The sequence below is a fragment of the Citrobacter europaeus genome, from assembly GCF_037482245.1.
GTDB lineage: Bacteria > Pseudomonadota > Gammaproteobacteria > Enterobacterales > Enterobacteriaceae > Citrobacter > Citrobacter europaeus.
The window spans coordinates 4313802-4329639 of record NZ_CP148084.1 but is presented as its reverse complement, the minus strand read 5'-3'; the positions used below and the strand labels follow the sequence as shown (position 1 = coordinate 4329639).

Annotated in this window: 14 protein-coding genes; 9 read left to right on the top strand and 5 right to left on the bottom strand. The window is 54.7% G+C overall.

Annotated features, from left to right (window positions below; translation table 11 throughout):
• Window positions 1-7 precede the first annotated feature (7 nt).
• The 3 genes from deoA (at window position 8) to deoD (ending at window position 3521) form a co-directional block, all read left to right on the top strand.
• Window positions 8-1330 carry a thymidine phosphorylase gene (gene deoA / locus WHR59_RS20260; RefSeq protein WP_043018339.1) on the top strand — a complete coding sequence of 441 codons (1323 nt, stop codon included), beginning with the start codon at window positions 8-10 and terminating at the stop codon, window positions 1328-1330.
• Between the two features lie 52 nt (window positions 1331-1382).
• Window positions 1383-2606, top strand: coding sequence for a phosphopentomutase (gene deoB, locus WHR59_RS20255; protein ID WP_043018340.1), 1224 nt, complete (start codon window positions 1383-1385; stop codon window positions 2604-2606).
• Between the two features lie 195 nt (window positions 2607-2801).
• Window positions 2802-3521, top strand: a complete 720-nt coding sequence (gene deoD / locus WHR59_RS20250; protein ID WP_000224864.1) for a purine-nucleoside phosphorylase — start codon at window positions 2802-2804, stop codon at window positions 3519-3521.
• A 97-nt stretch (window positions 3522-3618) separates the two neighbouring features.
• On the opposite strand, the gene lplA is transcribed toward deoD, so the two are convergent.
• Both lplA and WHR59_RS20240 read right to left on the bottom strand, forming a co-directional pair.
• Complete coding sequence (lplA, locus tag WHR59_RS20245) at window positions 3619-4635, bottom strand: lipoate--protein ligase LplA (protein ID WP_338843403.1); 1017 nt, start codon at window positions 4633-4635, stop codon at window positions 3619-3621.
• A 27-nt stretch (window positions 4636-4662) separates the two neighbouring features.
• Window positions 4663-5304, bottom strand: a complete 642-nt coding sequence (locus tag WHR59_RS20240) for a YtjB family periplasmic protein (RefSeq protein ID WP_043018342.1) — start codon at window positions 5302-5304, stop codon at window positions 4663-4665.
• A 115-nt stretch (window positions 5305-5419) separates the two neighbouring features.
• Here WHR59_RS20240 and serB point away from each other — a divergent pair, with 115 nt between their 5' ends.
• The 3 genes from serB (at window position 5420) to nadR (ending at window position 9155) form a co-directional block, all read left to right on the top strand.
• Window positions 5420-6388, top strand: coding sequence for a phosphoserine phosphatase (gene serB / locus WHR59_RS20235; RefSeq protein WP_338843402.1), 969 nt, complete (start codon window positions 5420-5422; stop codon window positions 6386-6388).
• Between the two features lie 11 nt (window positions 6389-6399).
• Window positions 6400-7782, top strand: coding sequence for a DNA repair protein RadA (gene radA / locus WHR59_RS20230; RefSeq protein ID WP_043018344.1), 1383 nt, complete (start codon window positions 6400-6402; stop codon window positions 7780-7782).
• 140 nt (window positions 7783-7922) lie between these two features.
• Window positions 7923-9155 carry a multifunctional transcriptional regulator/nicotinamide-nucleotide adenylyltransferase/ribosylnicotinamide kinase NadR gene (gene nadR / locus WHR59_RS20225; protein WP_043018345.1) on the top strand — a complete coding sequence of 411 codons (1233 nt, stop codon included), beginning with the start codon at window positions 7923-7925 and terminating at the stop codon, window positions 9153-9155.
• A 97-nt stretch (window positions 9156-9252) separates the two neighbouring features.
• Here the strand turns inward: nadR and ettA are convergent, their stop codons facing one another.
• A complete protein-coding gene (gene ettA / locus WHR59_RS20220; protein ID WP_043018346.1) occupies window positions 9253-10920 on the bottom strand; it encodes an energy-dependent translational throttle protein EttA in 1668 nt (555 codons plus the stop codon).
• 207 nt (window positions 10921-11127) lie between these two features.
• Between ettA and sltY the strand changes: the two genes are divergently transcribed.
• A complete protein-coding gene (gene sltY, locus WHR59_RS20215; RefSeq protein WP_338843401.1) occupies window positions 11128-13065 on the top strand; it encodes a murein transglycosylase in 1938 nt (645 codons plus the stop codon).
• 89 nt (window positions 13066-13154) lie between these two features.
• Complete coding sequence (gene trpR, locus WHR59_RS20210; protein WP_005123945.1) at window positions 13155-13481, top strand: trp operon repressor; 327 nt, start codon at window positions 13155-13157, stop codon at window positions 13479-13481.
• 55 nt (window positions 13482-13536) lie between these two features.
• Here trpR and yjjX read toward each other — a convergent pair whose 3' ends face one another.
• A complete protein-coding gene (gene yjjX, locus WHR59_RS20205) occupies window positions 13537-14052 on the bottom strand; it encodes an inosine/xanthosine triphosphatase (RefSeq protein WP_043018348.1) in 516 nt (171 codons plus the stop codon).
• A gap of 71 nt (window positions 14053-14123) precedes the next feature.
• Here yjjX and gpmB point away from each other — a divergent pair, with 71 nt between their 5' ends.
• The gene (gpmB, locus tag WHR59_RS20200) at window positions 14124-14771 is read left to right on the top strand and encodes a 2,3-diphosphoglycerate-dependent phosphoglycerate mutase GpmB (RefSeq protein ID WP_005123948.1); all 648 of its coding nucleotides are present in this window, start codon (window positions 14124-14126) and stop codon (window positions 14769-14771) included.
• Here the strand turns inward: gpmB and robA are convergent.
• Entirely contained in the window at window positions 14768-15637 is an 870-nt protein-coding gene (gene robA, locus WHR59_RS20195) for an MDR efflux pump AcrAB transcriptional activator RobA (RefSeq protein WP_087052205.1), read from the bottom strand. The two genes, gpmB and robA, sit on opposite strands and share 4 nt — an antisense overlap.
• Window positions 15638-15838 lie beyond the last annotated feature (201 nt).

The window sequence follows — 15838 nt, the reverse complement described above, 5'->3', positions numbered from 1 at the left end:
GGTTACCGTGTTTCTCGCACAAGAAATTATTCGTAAAAAACGTGATGGTCATGCGCTGAGCGATGAAGAAATTCGTTTCTTTATCAATGGTATTCGCGACAACACCATCTCTGAAGGACAAATCGCCGCCCTGGCGATGACCATTTTCTTCCACGATATGACAATGCCTGAGCGAGTTTCGCTGACCATGGCAATGCGTGATTCAGGAACCGTGCTGGACTGGAAAAGCCTGCAGCTGAACGGCCCGATTGTGGATAAACACTCTACCGGCGGCGTGGGTGACGTAACGTCACTGATGTTAGGCCCGATGGTTGCTGCCTGTGGCGGCTATATTCCGATGATCTCCGGGCGTGGCCTGGGGCACACCGGCGGTACGCTCGATAAACTGGAAGCGATTCCTGGGTTTGATATCTTCCCGGACGACGCGCGTTTCCGTGAAATTATTAAAGACGTGGGTGTGGCGATTATTGGGCAAACCAGCTCGCTCGCACCGGCGGATAAACGTTTTTATGCCACCCGCGATATTACCGCGACCGTGGATTCCATTCCGCTGATTACCGGCTCCATCCTGGCGAAAAAGCTGGCGGAAGGGCTGGATGCGTTGGTGATGGATGTGAAAGTAGGCAGCGGCGCCTTTATGCCGACCTACGAGCTTTCTGAAGCCCTTGCCGAAGCGATTGTCGGCGTGGCGAACGGGGCGGGTGTACGTACCACCGCGCTGTTAACCGATATGAACCAGGTACTGGCCTCGAGCGCTGGTAACGCGGTAGAAGTCCGCGAAGCGGTGCAGTTCCTGACCGGTGAATACCGCAATCCACGTCTGTTAGACGTCACCATGGCGCTGTGCGTGGAAATGCTGATCTCCGGCAAACTGGCGAAAGATGACGCTGAAGCCCGTGCGAAATTGCAGGCGGTGTTGGATAACGGTAAAGCGGCAGAGATTTTTGGTCGCATGGTTGCGGCGCAGAAAGGACCGACCGATTTCGTCGAAAATTATGCGAAGTACCTGCCGACGGCAATGCTCAGCAAAGCGGTATATGCTGATACCGAAGGCTTTGTTAGCGCCATGGATACTCGTGCGCTGGGAATGGCGGTCGTTTCCATGGGCGGCGGTCGTCGTCAGGCTTCGGACACCATTGATTACAGCGTTGGCTTTAGCGACATGGCGCGTTTGGGCGACAGTGTAGATGGACAGCGTCCGCTGGCGGTGATCCACGCGAAAGATGAAGCCAGCTGGCAGGAAGCGGCGAAAGCGGTCAAAGCGGCAATCAGCCTTGACGATAAAGCGCCAGAAATTACACCGACAGTCTATCGTCGTATAACCGAATAACTGTATACTGATCTGATCGCTTTTTTGCGGCGCAAAAGGTACGGAGATTAATATGAAACGTGCATTTATTATGGTGCTGGACTCCTTTGGTATTGGTGCGACTGAAGATGCGGATCGCTTTGGCGACGTAGGCTCAGACACTATGGGACACATTGCAGAAGCCTGTGCGAAAGGTGAAGCTGACAATGGTCGCAAAGGCCCACTGACTCTGCCTAACCTGACCCGTCTGGGCCTGGTGAAAGCTCACGAAGGTTCTACCGGTAAAATTGCTGCTGGCATGGACGGTAACGCGGAAGTCATTGGCGCCTATGCATGGGCGCATGAACTCTCTTCCGGGAAAGATACACCGTCTGGTCACTGGGAAATCGCCGGTGTTCCGGTTCTGTTTGACTGGGGTTATTTCTCCGATCATGAAAACAGCTTCCCGCAGGAACTGCTGGATAAGCTGGTAAAACGTGCCAACCTGCCGGGCTACCTCGGCAACTGCCACTCTTCCGGTACCGTGATTTTGGATCAACTGGGTGAAGAGCATATGAAAACCGGCAAGCCGATTTTCTATACCTCCGCTGACTCCGTGTTCCAGATTGCCTGCCACGAAGAGACTTTTGGCCTGGATAAACTCTACGAGCTGTGCGAAATCGCCCGTGAGGAACTGACCGAAGGTGGTTACAACATCGGTCGTGTTATCGCACGTCCGTTTATCGGTGATAAAGCCGGTAACTTCCAGCGTACCGGTAACCGTCACGATCTGGCCGTTGAGCCGCCAGCACCGACCGTGCTGCAGAAACTGGTCGACGAGAAAGACGGTCACGTGGTTTCCGTCGGTAAAATCGCGGATATCTACGCTAACTGCGGCATCACTAAAAAAGTGAAAGCCACCGGTCTGGACGCGCTGTTCGACGCCACCATCAAAGAGATGAAAGAAGCCGGTGATAAGACCATCGTCTTCACCAACTTCGTTGATTTCGACTCTTCATGGGGACATCGTCGCGATATCGCCGGTTACGCCGCGGGTCTGGAACTGTTTGACCGCCGTCTGCCAGAGCTGATGGAGCTGGTAGGAGAAGATGACATTCTGATCCTGACCGCCGACCACGGCTGCGACCCGAGCTGGACCGGCACTGACCACACCCGAGAGCACATTCCGGTACTGGTCTACGGCCCGAAAGTTAAACCTGGCTCTTTAGGTCACCGTGAAACCTTCGCGGATATCGGTCAGACGCTGGCGAGCTACTTTGGTACGTCGCCGATGGACTACGGTAAAAACATGCTGTAATACCCGTTGTCTTTCGCGCTGTAGATGCGTTGACTTCATTCGCTCACCCCGGTCACATAGTGAATCTATGCTCCCGGGGATACACGAATTCGTCGCCTTCCTACAACGCGAAATCCTTAGGGTATTTGGATACGTTTTGTAGGCCTGATAAGGCGTAGTCGCCATCAGGCAATAACAACGAAATAAGGATAAAAAATGGCAACTCCACATATTAATGCAGAAATGGGTGATTTCGCTGACGTCGTATTGATGCCGGGCGACCCGCTGCGTGCAAAGCATATTGCTGAAACTTTCCTCGAAGATGTTCGTGAAGTGAACAACGTGCGCGGCATGTTAGGTTTCACCGGTACTTACAAAGGCCGTAAGATCTCCGTAATGGGCCACGGTATGGGTATCCCGTCCTGTTCCATCTACACCAAAGAGTTGATCACCGATTTCGGCGTGAAGAAAATCATTCGCGTAGGTTCCTGCGGCGCTGTGCGTATGGACGTTAAACTGCGTGACGTGGTTATCGGTATGGGCGCCTGCACCGACTCCAAAGTTAACCGTATCCGTTTTAAAGATCATGACTTCGCCGCTATCGCTGATTTCGACATGGTGCGTAACGCGGTTGATGCGGCAAAAGCGCTGGGCGTAGACGCGCGCGTGGGCAACCTGTTCTCCGCTGACCTGTTCTACTCTCCGGACGGCGAAATGTTCGACGTGATGGAAAAATACGGCGTGCTGGGCGTGGAAATGGAAGCGGCGGGCATCTACGGCGTCGCGGCTGAGTTTGGTGCGAAAGCGCTGACCATCTGCACCGTATCCGACCATATCCGTACTCACGAGCAAACCACTGCGGCTGAACGTCAGACGACCTTCAACGACATGATCAAAATCGCACTGGAATCCGTTCTGCTGGGCGATAAAGAGTAAGCGTTGTTTGCCCGGTGGCTCTGAGCTGACCGGGCTTACCATTCTTCTCGTAGGCCGGATAAGGCGTCGCCGCCATCCGGCATTTTCAGGCCAGTGCTTAACGCACCGCTCCGGCAATCCATGCCGACAGCTCGCGTAACTCTTTTTCTTGCTCCGGGAAATCAACCAGCAGCGCCTCACACTCCTGTTGCAGCATATCCGCACGGTACAAGCATCCTTGCAGACGACCCGCCAGCGCTTCTAACGGCGCGGGATTGAGGCTGTCGGTAAACACCTGCGTACGTGTGATATAACCTTTCTCCACGTCGAAATGCAGCTCAACGCCGCCCCAGGTGAAACGCTCGTCAAGCAGGTGCGAGAATGCAGGTGCCTGACCAAAATTCCACTCCCAACTGCTCTGGCGGGCAAAGGTGTCGGCAAAGTTCGGCAGATCCGGCGTTTTATCCGGCGAGATCATTTCCGCTTCGACACGTTCGCCGTAGTGGGTAAAAAAGGCTTCCGTAATGGCCTGACAGACCTGTTGATGGGTAATGCCCGGCAACAGCTCCGTTAAATTCGCCACCCGCGAGCGAACCGAGGTGATGCCTTTGGCGGCAAGTTTCTTTTTATCGGGATTGAGATAGTTTGCCAGGCGGCTTAAATCCGCGTTCAACAGCAGCGTGCCGTGGTGGAATCCGCGATCTTTCGTTTCCCGATAAGCAGAGCCGGAAACCTTGCGATCGCCGTCTGGCGTTTTGACCACCAGATCGTTACGCCCGGAGGCGTCGGCCTCTACGCCCAATGCGTTCAAAGCATTGAGGACAATCGCGGTGGAGATGGTTTTGTCGTACTCTGGCTTACCGGCCATAAAGGTAAAGCAGGTATTGCCTAAGTCATGGAATACCGCGCCGCCGCCGCTACTGCGACGGGCGAGCCGCACGTTGTCTTCCTCCATACGCCGGGTATTACACTCTTTCCATGGGTTTTGCGCCCGGCCAATCACCACCGTATCGGCGTTACGCCATAAGAACAAGACGCGCTGCGTGGCGGGCATCTGGCGAAAAATGCACTCTTCGACCGCGAGGTTAAACCACGGATCGTAAGAGTCTGAGATAAGCAGGCGTAGTGTGGTCATGGTTGATTTCCCTTTATTTTACTGTTTTTACTCTTTTTTCTCGTTATCTTCTTCCTGCACCGGTTTGTTGGCGGTCAGCAGGAAAGGGGATTGCTGCCAGCGGGTACGCTTACCTTGCAATAAGGTACGGGTCAGCACCACGCCGATTGCCAGCGACAGAAGCAGCATCAGGCGTAAGATGTTGGTGGTGTTATCCACCTGCTTGGCTTCGGTCGCGAGCGTGTGGGTATCCAGCGTCAGGCGTAGATAGCCCAGCGGACCATTTTTCCCCTGGATGGGTTCGACAATCTGCTGGTTAAAATATCCCCCGGCTTTTTTGCCGTCGAGCGCCAGCCGGTCACGAACATTGACGCTCTCACCGGTGCGCGTAATCAGGTCTCCCTGTTCGTCGTACACGCCAGCGTCCAGAATACGGCTACTCTCCGTCAGTTGCGTGAGCACCGCCTTAATGCGCTTTTCATCCGGCGTTTCGGTACGCATCAATGGGGCGACGTTTAACGCAACCTGGCGAGCCAGCGTGCGCGCCAGCTCTTCGAGCTGAGGATTACGCTGCTGCTGGTGGCTTTGACTAAACCAGGAAGCCCCCTGCATCAGAGCGACGAGCAGCGCAAGGCAGGACAATACAATCACTGCACGATGAAGTCGGAATTTCAGTTTTGTGCGAGCCATATTCCACCTGCTGAAAATTTGAGACTTAATGTTGCCAGAAGCGCTGGTTACAGGGTAGCCTCATGCGTTATTTTCCCCTGATGATTCCGACCCGAACGATTTTACAGGAGCTTTAATGCCAAACATTACCTGGTGCGATCTACCTGAAGATGTCTCTCTGTGGCCAGGTCTGCCCCTCTCTTTAAGCGGTGATGAAGTGATGCCGCTGGATTACCACGCGGGCCGCAGTGGCTGGCTGCTGTACGGTCGTGGGCTGGATAAGCAACGGTTAACGCAATACCAGAGTAAACTGGGCGCAGCGATGGTGATCGTGGCGGCGTGGTGCGTTGAAGATTATCAGGTGATTCGTCTGGCGGGCTCATTAACGCCGCGCGCGGCAAAACTGGCGCATGACGCCAGACTGGATGTTGCACCGCTGGGTAAAATTCCACATCTGCGCACGCCGGGTTTACTGGTGATGGACATGGACTCGACGGCCATCCAGATCGAGTGTATTGATGAAATTGCTAAACTGGCCGGAACCGGCGAAATGGTTGCCGAAGTCACCGAACGCGCGATGCGTGGCGAACTGGACTTTACCGCCAGCCTGCGCAGCCGCGTGGCGACGCTGAAGGGCGCTGATGCCAATATTTTGCACCAGGTGCGCGAAACACTTCCGCTGATGCCTGGCCTGACTCAACTGGTGTTAAAACTGGAAACGCTCGGCTGGAAAGTGGCAATCGCCTCCGGCGGCTTTACCTTCTTTGCCGATTATCTGCGTAACAAACTGCGTCTGACGGCGGCTGTGGCAAACGAGCTGGAGATCATGGACGGTAAATTCACCGGCAATGTGATCGGTGATATCGTCGATGCGCAGTACAAAGCCAATACATTGACCCGACTGGCGCAGGAGTATGAGATCCCGATCGCGCAGACGGTAGCGATCGGCGACGGCGCCAACGACCTGCCGATGATCAAAACGGCCGGATTGGGTATTGCGTATCATGCCAAACCGAAAGTGAATGAAAAGACGGAAATTACTGTCCGTCATGCTGACCTGATGGGCGTGTTCTGCATTCTCTCCGGCAGCATGAACCAGAAATAACGAGGTAAAACGTGGCAAAAGCTCCAAAACGCGCCTTTGTTTGTAATGAATGCGGGGCCGATTACCCGCGCTGGCAGGGGCAATGCAGCGCCTGCCAGGCCTGGAACACCATTACCGAGGTACGCCTTGCCGCGTCGCCGACGGTGGCGCGTAACGAGCGGCTCAGTGGCTATGCCGGGAATGCGGGCGTCGCAAAAGTGCAGAAGCTGTCTGACATCAGCCTTGAGGAACTGCCGCGTTTTTCCACCGGATTTAAAGAGTTTGACCGCGTGCTGGGCGGCGGGGTGGTACCCGGCAGCGCCATTCTGATTGGCGGTAACCCCGGCGCGGGGAAATCAACGCTGCTGCTGCAAACGCTGTGCAAGCTTGCTGAGCAGATGAAAACCCTGTACGTCACCGGTGAAGAGTCGTTGCAACAGGTAGCGATGCGCGCGCACCGGCTTGGCCTGCCGACGGCGAATCTGAACATGCTGTCAGAAACCAGTATCGAACAAATTTGCCTGATTGCCGAAGAAGAACAACCGAAACTGATGGTGATCGACTCCATTCAGGTGATGCACATGGCGGATATTCAGTCTTCGCCGGGCAGCGTGGCGCAGGTGCGCGAAACGGCGGCCTACCTGACGCGTTTTGCCAAAACGCGCGGTGTGGCGATTGTGATGGTTGGTCATGTCACCAAAGACGGATCGCTGGCCGGGCCGAAGGTGCTGGAGCACTGTATCGACTGCTCGGTGCTGCTCGACGGTGATGCCGATTCCCGCTTCCGTACACTGCGTAGCCATAAAAACCGCTTTGGCGCGGTGAATGAGCTGGGCGTCTTCGCCATGACGGAACAGGGGCTGCGTGAAGTCAGTAACCCTTCCGCTATCTTCTTAAGCCGTGGCGATGAAGTCACCTCCGGCAGTTCAGTGATGGTGGTCTGGGAAGGCACGCGTCCGCTGCTGGTAGAGATTCAGGCATTGGTCGATCACTCAATGATGGCGAACCCACGTCGCGTGGCGGTCGGTCTGGAACAGAACCGCCTGGCGATTCTGCTGGCGGTGCTGCATCGTCACGGCGGCTTGCAGATGGCGGATCAGGACGTGTTCGTCAACGTGGTCGGCGGCGTAAAAGTCACCGAAACCAGCGCCGACCTGGCGCTGCTGCTGGCAATGGTTTCCAGCCTGCGCGACAGGCCGTTGCCGCAGGACTTAGTGGTCTTTGGCGAAGTAGGACTGGCAGGCGAAATCCGTCCGGTACCCAGCGGCCAGGAGCGTATTTCGGAAGCGGCAAAGCACGGCTTTCGTCGGGCGATAGTTCCCGCCGCCAACGTGCCGAAAAAAGTACCGGAAGGGATGCAGGTCTTTGGCGTTAAAAAGCTTGCGGATGCGTTAGGCGTGTTTGACGACTTATAATCCTCTGTTTGCAGTGATGTTGTATAATTTGCCGGATGGCGACGCAATGCGTCTTATCCGGCCTACGGATTGATGTTGTAGGCCTGATAAGCGAAGCGCCATCAGGCAGTGTTACGCGATTTTTCCAGCAGGAGGCTCTTGTGTCATCGTTCGACTATCTCAAAACCGCCATAAAGCAAAAAGGCTGTACCCTGCAACAGGTGGCGGATGCCAGTGGCATGACCAAGGGATACCTAAGCCAACTGCTGAATGCCAAAATCAAAAGCCCCAGTGCGCAAAAGCTGGAGGCATTGCACCGCTTTCTTGGGCTGGAGTTTCCACGCCAGCAGAAAAATATTGGTGTGGTATTCGGTAAGTTTTATCCGCTGCACACCGGTCATATCTATCTTATCCAGCGTGCATGTAGTCAGGTTGATGAACTGCATATCATCATGGGCTATGACGACACGCGCGATCGAAGCCTGTTTGAAGACAGCGCCATGTCGCAACAGCCTACGGTACCCGATCGTCTACGTTGGCTGCTGCAAACCTTTAAGTATCAGAAAAATATTCGTATTCATGCCTTCAACGAAGAGGGCATGGAGCCGTATCCGCACGGTTGGGACGTGTGGAGCAACGGGATCAAAACGTTTATGCAGGAGAAAGGGATCCAGCCAAACTGGATCTACACTTCTGAAGAATCAGATGCCCCGCAGTATCTGGAACATCTGGGGATCGAAACCGTGCTGGTGGATCCCAAGCGAACGTTTATGAGCATCAGTGGCGGGCAAATTCGTGAGAACCCGTTTCGCTACTGGGAGTATATACCGACCGAAGTGAAGCCGTTTTTCGTACGTACCGTGGCGATCCTCGGCGGGGAGTCGAGCGGCAAATCGACGCTGGTGAACAAGCTCGCCAATATCTTTAACACCACCAGTGCGTGGGAATACGGGCGTGATTACGTCTTCTCCCATTTGGGCGGCGATGAGATGGCGTTGCAGTATTCCGACTACGATAAGATCGCCCTGGGACAAGCGCAATACATTGATTTTGCAGTTAAGTATGCCAATAAAGTGGCGTTCATCGACACCGATTTCGTGACCACTCAGGCCTTCTGTAAAAAGTATGAAGGGCGTGAACACCCGTTTGTGCAGGCGCTGATTGACGAGTATCGCTTTGATCTGGTGATCCTACTGGAAAACAACACCCCGTGGGTGGCGGATGGTTTGCGCAGCCTTGGTAGTTCGGTTGACAGAAAAGCGTTTCAGACGCTGCTGGTTGAGATGCTGCAGGAAAACAATATCAATTTTGTGCACGTTCAGGAGCCTGACTACGACGGTCGCTTCCTGCGCTGCGTAGAGTTGGTGAAAGAGCTCATGGGCGAGCAGAGATAGTTTAAATGCCGGATGGCGGTGCTTATTTGGCCTACAAGTCGCACTAACCTCGTAGGCCGGATAAGGCGTAACGCCGCCATCCGGCGCTTAACGGTAATTACTTAGAAATACGCTTGTACTTAATACGCTTCGGCTCCAGCGCATCCGCGCCCAGCGTGCGTTTCTTGTACTCTTCGTATTCGGTAAAGTTACCTTCGAAGAACTCAACCTTACCTTCATCCTGGTAATCCAGAATGTGAGTCGCGATACGGTCAAGGAACCAACGGTCGTGCGAGATAACCATCGCGCAGCCCGGGAATTCCAGCAGGGCGTTTTCCAGCGCACGCAGGGTTTCAATATCCAGGTCGTTGGTTGGTTCATCGAGCAGCAGCATGTTGCCGCCAACCTGCAGCAGCTTCGCCAGATGCAGACGACCACGCTCACCGCCGGACAGCTCGCCGACGCGTTTGCCCTGATCCACACCTTTGAAGTTGAAGCGGCCCACGTAGGCGCGGCTTGGCATTTCGGTATTGCCGATACGCATGATATCCAGCCCGCCGGAAACTTCTTCCCATACGGTTTTGCTGTTGTCCATCGCATCACGGAACTGGTCAACGGAGGCCAGTTTGACGGTTTCACCCAGCGTGATGGTGCCGCTGTCAGGCTGTTCCTGACCGGACATCATACGGAACAGGGTTGATTTACCCGCGCCGTTCGGACCGATGATGCCGACAATGGCGCCTTTCGGTACCGAGAAGCTCAGGTCGTCAATCAGCACACGATCGCCGTAGGATTTACGCAGATTGGTGACTTCAACGACTTTATCGCCCAGACGAGCTCCAGGTGGGATAAACAGTTCGTTGGTTTCGTTACGCTTCTGATATTCGGTGTTGTTCAGCTCTTCAAAGCGCGCCAGACGGGCTTTGCCCTTAGACTGACGGCCTTTAGCGCCCTGACGTACCCACTCCAGCTCTTTCTCAATGGATTTACGGCGAGCCGCTTCCTGAGAGGCTTCCTGGGCCAGACGCTGATCTTTCTGCTCCAGCCAGGAGGAGTAGTTGCCTTCCCACGGAATACCTTCACCACGGTCAAGCTCCAGAATCCAACCCGCTACGTTGTCGAGGAAGTAACGGTCGTGGGTGATCGCCACTACGGTGCCTTCGAAATCGTGCAGGAAGCGTTCCAGCCATGCCACGGATTCCGCATCAAGGTGGTTGGTCGGTTCGTCGAGCAGCAGCATGTCTGGTTTTTCCAGCAGCAGGCGGCACAGCGCGACGCGGCGGCGTTCACCACCGGAGAGATTCTCAATTTTAGCGTCCCAGTCCGGCAGACGCAGGGCGTCGGCGGCACGCTCAAGCTGCACGTTCAGGTTATGACCGTCATGGGCCTGAATAATCTCTTCAAACTTGCCCTGCTGCGCGGCCAGTTTGTCAAAGTCAGCGTCCGGCTCGGCGTACTTCGCGTACACTTCATCCAGGCCTTTCAGCGCGTTAACCACTTCTGCAACCGCTTCTTCAACGGATTCGCGAACGGTATGTTCCGGGTTCAGTTTCGGCTCCTGCGGCAGGTAACCGATTTTAATGCCAGGCTGTGGGCGAGCTTCACCTTCGATATCGGTATCAATGCCGGCCATGATGCGTAGCAGGGTAGATTTACCCGCGCCGTTCAGACCGAGTACACCGATTTTGGCGCCAGGGAAGAAGCTCAGTGAGATGTTTTTAAGAATATGACGTTTCGGCGGAACGACTTTGCCGACACGATGCATGGTATAAACGAATTGAGCCACGTGGACTTCGCCTCTTTTATAGTGATGAATAGAGTTTTCAAAGGCGAAGTGTAGCCTTTTTCATTGCTCAATCCCAGCCAGCAGATCTCACTCGCAACAAAAGTAAAAAAGTGTCCGTGACGTGGCGCATTCTGCAATGTCTGGTTAGCATGAATGAATTAAGCGGCATGATGCTGCACAGACGTAACATGAGAAGAGGAAGAGCTTGTGGACAAAGCCAATCAATTTACCTGGCGCCTGCTGGCGGCCAGCGTATGTCTGCTGACGGTCAGTCAAGTGGCGCGAGCCGATTCCCTGGATGAGCAGCGCAATCGCTATGCGCAAATTAAGCAGGCCTGGGATAACCGACAGATGGATGTCGTCGAGCAGATGATGCCCGGCCTGAAGAACTATCCTCTGTATCCTTATCTGGAATATCGTCAGATTACGGACGATCTGATGAATCAGCCGACCATTACCGTCACCAATTTTGTGCGCGCCAACCCGACGCTGCCCCCAGCGCGTACTCTGCAATCACGTTTCGTGAATGAACTGGCGCGACGGGAAGACTGGCGTGGACTGCTGGCATTCAGCCCGGAAAAACCGGGTACCACGGAAGCGCAATGTAACTATTACTTTGCGAAATGGAGCACCGGGCAAATCGAAGAAGCCTGGCAGGGCGCGAAAGAACTGTGGTTGACCGGGAAAAGCCAGCCGAACGCTTGTGACAAATTATTCGGCGTATGGCGCGCCTCTGGCACCCAGGATCCGCTGGCGTATCTGGAACGTATTCGTCTGGCGATGAAAGCCGGGAATACCGGACTGGTCACCGCGTTGGCCGGACAGATGCCCGCGCAATATCAAACAATCGCTTCGGCGATCATTGCGCTGGCCAACGATCCAAATTCGGTGATGACCTTTGCTCGCACTACTGGCGCCACGGATTTCACCCGACAGATGGCAGCGGTGGCCTTTGCCAGCGTGGCGCGTCAGGATGTGGAGAATGCCCGCCTGATGATCCCGTCTCTGACACAAGCGCAGCAGTTGAATGACGAGCAAACTCAGGAGCTGCGCGACATTGTTGCCTGGCGTTTGATGGGCAACGACGTCACCGACGAGCAGGCCAAATGGCGCGATGACGCCATTATGCGTTCGAATTCCACCTCGCTTGTGGAGCGTCGCGTGCGCATGGCGCTGGGAACCGGCGATCGTCGTGGCCTGAATACCTGGCTGGCGCGTCTGCCAATGGAAGCAAAAGAAAAAGATGAGTGGCGCTACTGGCAGGCCGATCTGCTGCTGGAACGCGGACGCGAAGCGGAAGCCAAAGAGATCCTGCATCAGCTCATGCAGCAGCGCGGGTTCTATCCGATGGTGGCGGCACAGCGTCTGGGCGAAGAGTATGAGTTGAAAGTGGATAAAGCCCCAGCCAACGTTGACTCAGCGTTAACTCAGGGCCCGGAAATGGCGCGTGTACGCGAGCTGATGTACTGGAACATGGATAATACCGCGCGCAGTGAATGGGCGAATCTGGTCACCAGCCGCACTAAGTCTGAGCAGGCTCAACTGGCGCGTTACGCGTTCAATAATCACTGGTGGGATCTGAGCGTGCAGGCGACGATTGCCGGTAAGCTGTGGGATCATCTGGAAGAGCGCTTCCCGCTGGCCTACAAGGATCTGTTTACCCGTTACACCAGCGGCAAGGATATTCCGCCGAGCTATGCGATGGCGATAGCGCGTCAGGAAAGCGCCTGGAACCCGAAAGTGAAATCGCCGGTCGGCGCCAGCGGACTGATGCAGATTATGCCAGGCACGGCGACGCATACGGTGAAAATGTTCTCGATTCCGGGTTACAGCAGCCCGAGCCAGCTACTGGATCCTGATACCAACATCAACATTGGTACCAGCTATTTGCAGTATGTTTACCAGCAATTCGGTAATAACCGCATTTTTGCGTCGGCGGCCTATAACGCCGGACCGGGGCGCGTTCGCACCTGGCTTGGCAATAGCGCGGGCCGGATTGATGCCGTCGCGTTTGTCGAGAGCATTCCATTCTCAGAGACGCGTGGTTACGTGAAGAACGTGTTGGCTTACGATGCGTACTACCGCTATTTCCTCGGTGATAAACCGGAGTTGATGAGCGACGCAGAATGGCAACGTCGTTACTGATCGCGTCGGTTGTGTTATGCTATCGTACTCGTTAAAGAGTACAAAAGGGGGAAGCAAGCACGCTTCCCCCGCAACGATGGCGATATCTTATGACTCAGCAATCACCCTATTCAGCAGAGATGGCAGAACAGCGTCACCAGGAGTGGTTACGTTTTGTCGATCTGCTTAAACACGCCTATGAACAAGATTTACACCTGCCCCTGCTCAATTTGATGTTAACGCCGGATGAGCGCGAAGCGTTAGGCACGCGTGTGCGTATCATTGAAGAGCTGCTGCGTGGCGAGATGAGCCAGCGCGAGCTTAAAAACGAGCTTGGAGCGGGGATCGCCACCATTACGCGGGGGTCGAACAGCCTCAAATCCGCACCGGTGGATCTGCGCCACTGGCTGGAGCAGGTACTGCTCGGGAAAAATTGATCCGCCGGATGCGGCTTTGCCTTATCCGGCCTACGATTGAACATCCGGCACAATGCTATAAATACACCGCGTTATGAAATGGGCTGAGCGCCAGAATCACTGCCTGGTGGTAGACGCTCGAGCGCGTCAGCTTACCCGCGGTAAATACGCCGATTGCGCCCTCTTTACGGCCAATCTCATCAATACCCGTATAGTCCGACATCACCGGGCCGAGCGCTTCACCCTGGCGGACTCTGTCGAGAATGACAGCTGGCAATGGCAGTGTGGCTGAACGGGCTTCTCCACGCTGGATGCCGTTATCAATCACCACCCAACTGAAGGTGGCGTCATCGTCAATACCCGCTTCAATAGCGACCCAGAAATCAGCCTGCGGGTGCAGGCGGCGCGCGTTATCAACGCGATTTCGTGCGCCAGTGCGCGTTTCCTGGCTTCCGAAAGGTTGTTCCGGCACGCCACTCTCGACGGCGACGGGTTCAATATGGCAGGATCCTTCCCCGAAAATCTCTTCAAATGCCCGCAGAATTGCCTGAATTTTGGCAGGATTGGTGGTTGCAGAGATAACCTTGTGCATAATTAAGCTCAGTTTGAAAATTCATCGCAGAGTCTACTCAAAGTATGACGAGTATATAACGGAAAAAAAGCATGTTACAGGTATACCTTGTTCGCCATGGCGAAACGCAGTGGAACGCCGAGCGACGTATTCAAGGCCAGTCAGACAGCCCACTGACCGCTAAAGGTGAACAGCAAGCCATGCAGGTGGGAGAACGCGCCCGCTCGTTTGGAATTACGCATGTCATCAGTAGCGATTTAGGTCGTACACGACGCACCGCAGAAATCATCGCCCAGGCCTGTGGCTGTGATATCACCTATGACTCCCGTCTGCGTGAGCTGAATATGGGCGTGCTGGAGCAGCGTCATATTGATACGCTGACGCCGGAGGAAGAGGGCTGGCGTCGCCAGTTGGTGAACGGTACGGTGGATGGTCGTATTCCGGAAGGGGAATCGATGCAGGAGCTGAGCGATCGCGTCAACGCGGCGCTGGCATCCTGTCTGGAGCTGCCGCCGGGAAGTCGTCCACTGCTGGTCAGCCACGGTATCGCGCTGGGTTGCCTGGTGAGTACGATTCTGGGATTACCGGCCTGGGCTGAACGTCGCCTGCGTCTGCGCAACTGTTCTATTTCTCGCGTCGATTACCAGGAAAGCTTATGGCTGGCGCCGGGATGGGTGGTTGAAACGGCAGGGGACATTTCTCATCTGGATGCCCCTGCGTTGGATGAACTGCAGCGCTAGCGGCGAATCGGAATCAGGAATTCGCAGCGCAGGTTGATCGGGCGATCTCCCGCTTTGGCATCTTCTGCCGGGTAGTATCGCTCGATATCTTGCCCTTTACGGCGCGTCAGGTTCAGCATCGGCATGCATGTGCCGTAGACTGTCAAGATAAACTCCTGCACGCCGGTACCCAGCCCTTCATAGGTAAACATCACGTACTCGCCGCCCTGTAACAGGATAGGCTGCGCCGACGGCACATAGCCATTGGCTTGTTCCGGCGTCAGTGCCGTGGTGTAAAACACTTCCTGCTCGTCATCTTTTTCAATGCTCGGACGCGTTTCGTTCAGCCCGTACAGCACCGGCGGGATTGAAGGAGCATTAGCAAGGAAGTCGCGCCAGAACTGAATACGCATTTCATGCCGGAAATCTGAAATCTGTTCCAGCGAGCAGGAATAGCTTTGCGTGGTGCCAAGCAGTTGCGTATCTTCCAGCGTAACGAACTCGTGCGCAGGCATCGTAAATTCACCCAGTCGCATTGGCGGGCGAATACCGAACGCGCTCCATTCCGGGGAGCGGCGATACAGCGCAGGCGTCTGGGAAAACTGTTTCTTGAACGCGCGGGTAAAGGTTTGTTGAGAGTCAAAGCGATATTGCAGCGCAATATCCAAAATTGGGCGCGCAGTCAGGCGCAGCGCCACTGCAGATTTTGATAAACGACGGGCGCGGATGTAGGCGCCAATAGCATGGCCCGTCACGTCCTTAAACATTCTCTGCAGGTGCCACTTGGAATAGCCTGCTTTTGCCGCCACATTGTCAAGCGACAAAGGCTGATCCAGATGACCTTCCAGCCAGATTAATAGGTCGCGAATAATGCCAGCCTGATCCATAAAATATCCTCATCCTTTCAACAACGAGTACCTGACGTCAGGTATGTGGATAATAGCATTTTTTGCTGTTTTAGCATTCAGTGTTTTTTTTGCTCATAAATGCTTTTTTCGGACATACGAAAGCGTGATTATTGTAATCCTGTGATCTGTATACGTTTTATCTTAGAATGTCGAATAATTACACAGAGTAACTTTTAAGAA

Bases quoted from the DNA above. Each gene is read 5' to 3' on its own strand.
- robA (WP_087052205.1), bottom strand. From the start codon at position 15,637: ATGGATCAGGCTGGCATTATTCGCGACCTATTAATCTGGCTGGAAGGT.
- deoD (WP_000224864.1), top strand. From the start codon at position 2,802: ATGGCAACTCCACATATTAATGCAGAAATGGGTGATTTCGCTGACGTC.
- lplA (WP_338843403.1), bottom strand. From the start codon at position 4,635: ATGACCACACTACGCCTGCTTATCTCAGACTCTTACGATCCGTGGTTT.
- yjjX (WP_043018348.1), bottom strand. From the start codon at position 14,052: ATGCACAAGGTTATCTCTGCAACCACCAATCCTGCCAAAATTCAGGCA.
- serB (WP_338843402.1), top strand. From the start codon at position 5,420: ATGCCAAACATTACCTGGTGCGATCTACCTGAAGATGTCTCTCTGTGG.
- gpmB (WP_005123948.1), top strand. From the start codon at position 14,124: ATGTTACAGGTATACCTTGTTCGCCATGGCGAAACGCAGTGGAACGCC.
- deoB (WP_043018340.1), top strand. From the start codon at position 1,383: ATGAAACGTGCATTTATTATGGTGCTGGACTCCTTTGGTATTGGTGCG.
- trpR (WP_005123945.1), top strand. From the start codon at position 13,155: ATGACTCAGCAATCACCCTATTCAGCAGAGATGGCAGAACAGCGTCAC.
- WHR59_RS20240 (WP_043018342.1), bottom strand. From the start codon at position 5,304: ATGGCTCGCACAAAACTGAAATTCCGACTTCATCGTGCAGTGATTGTA.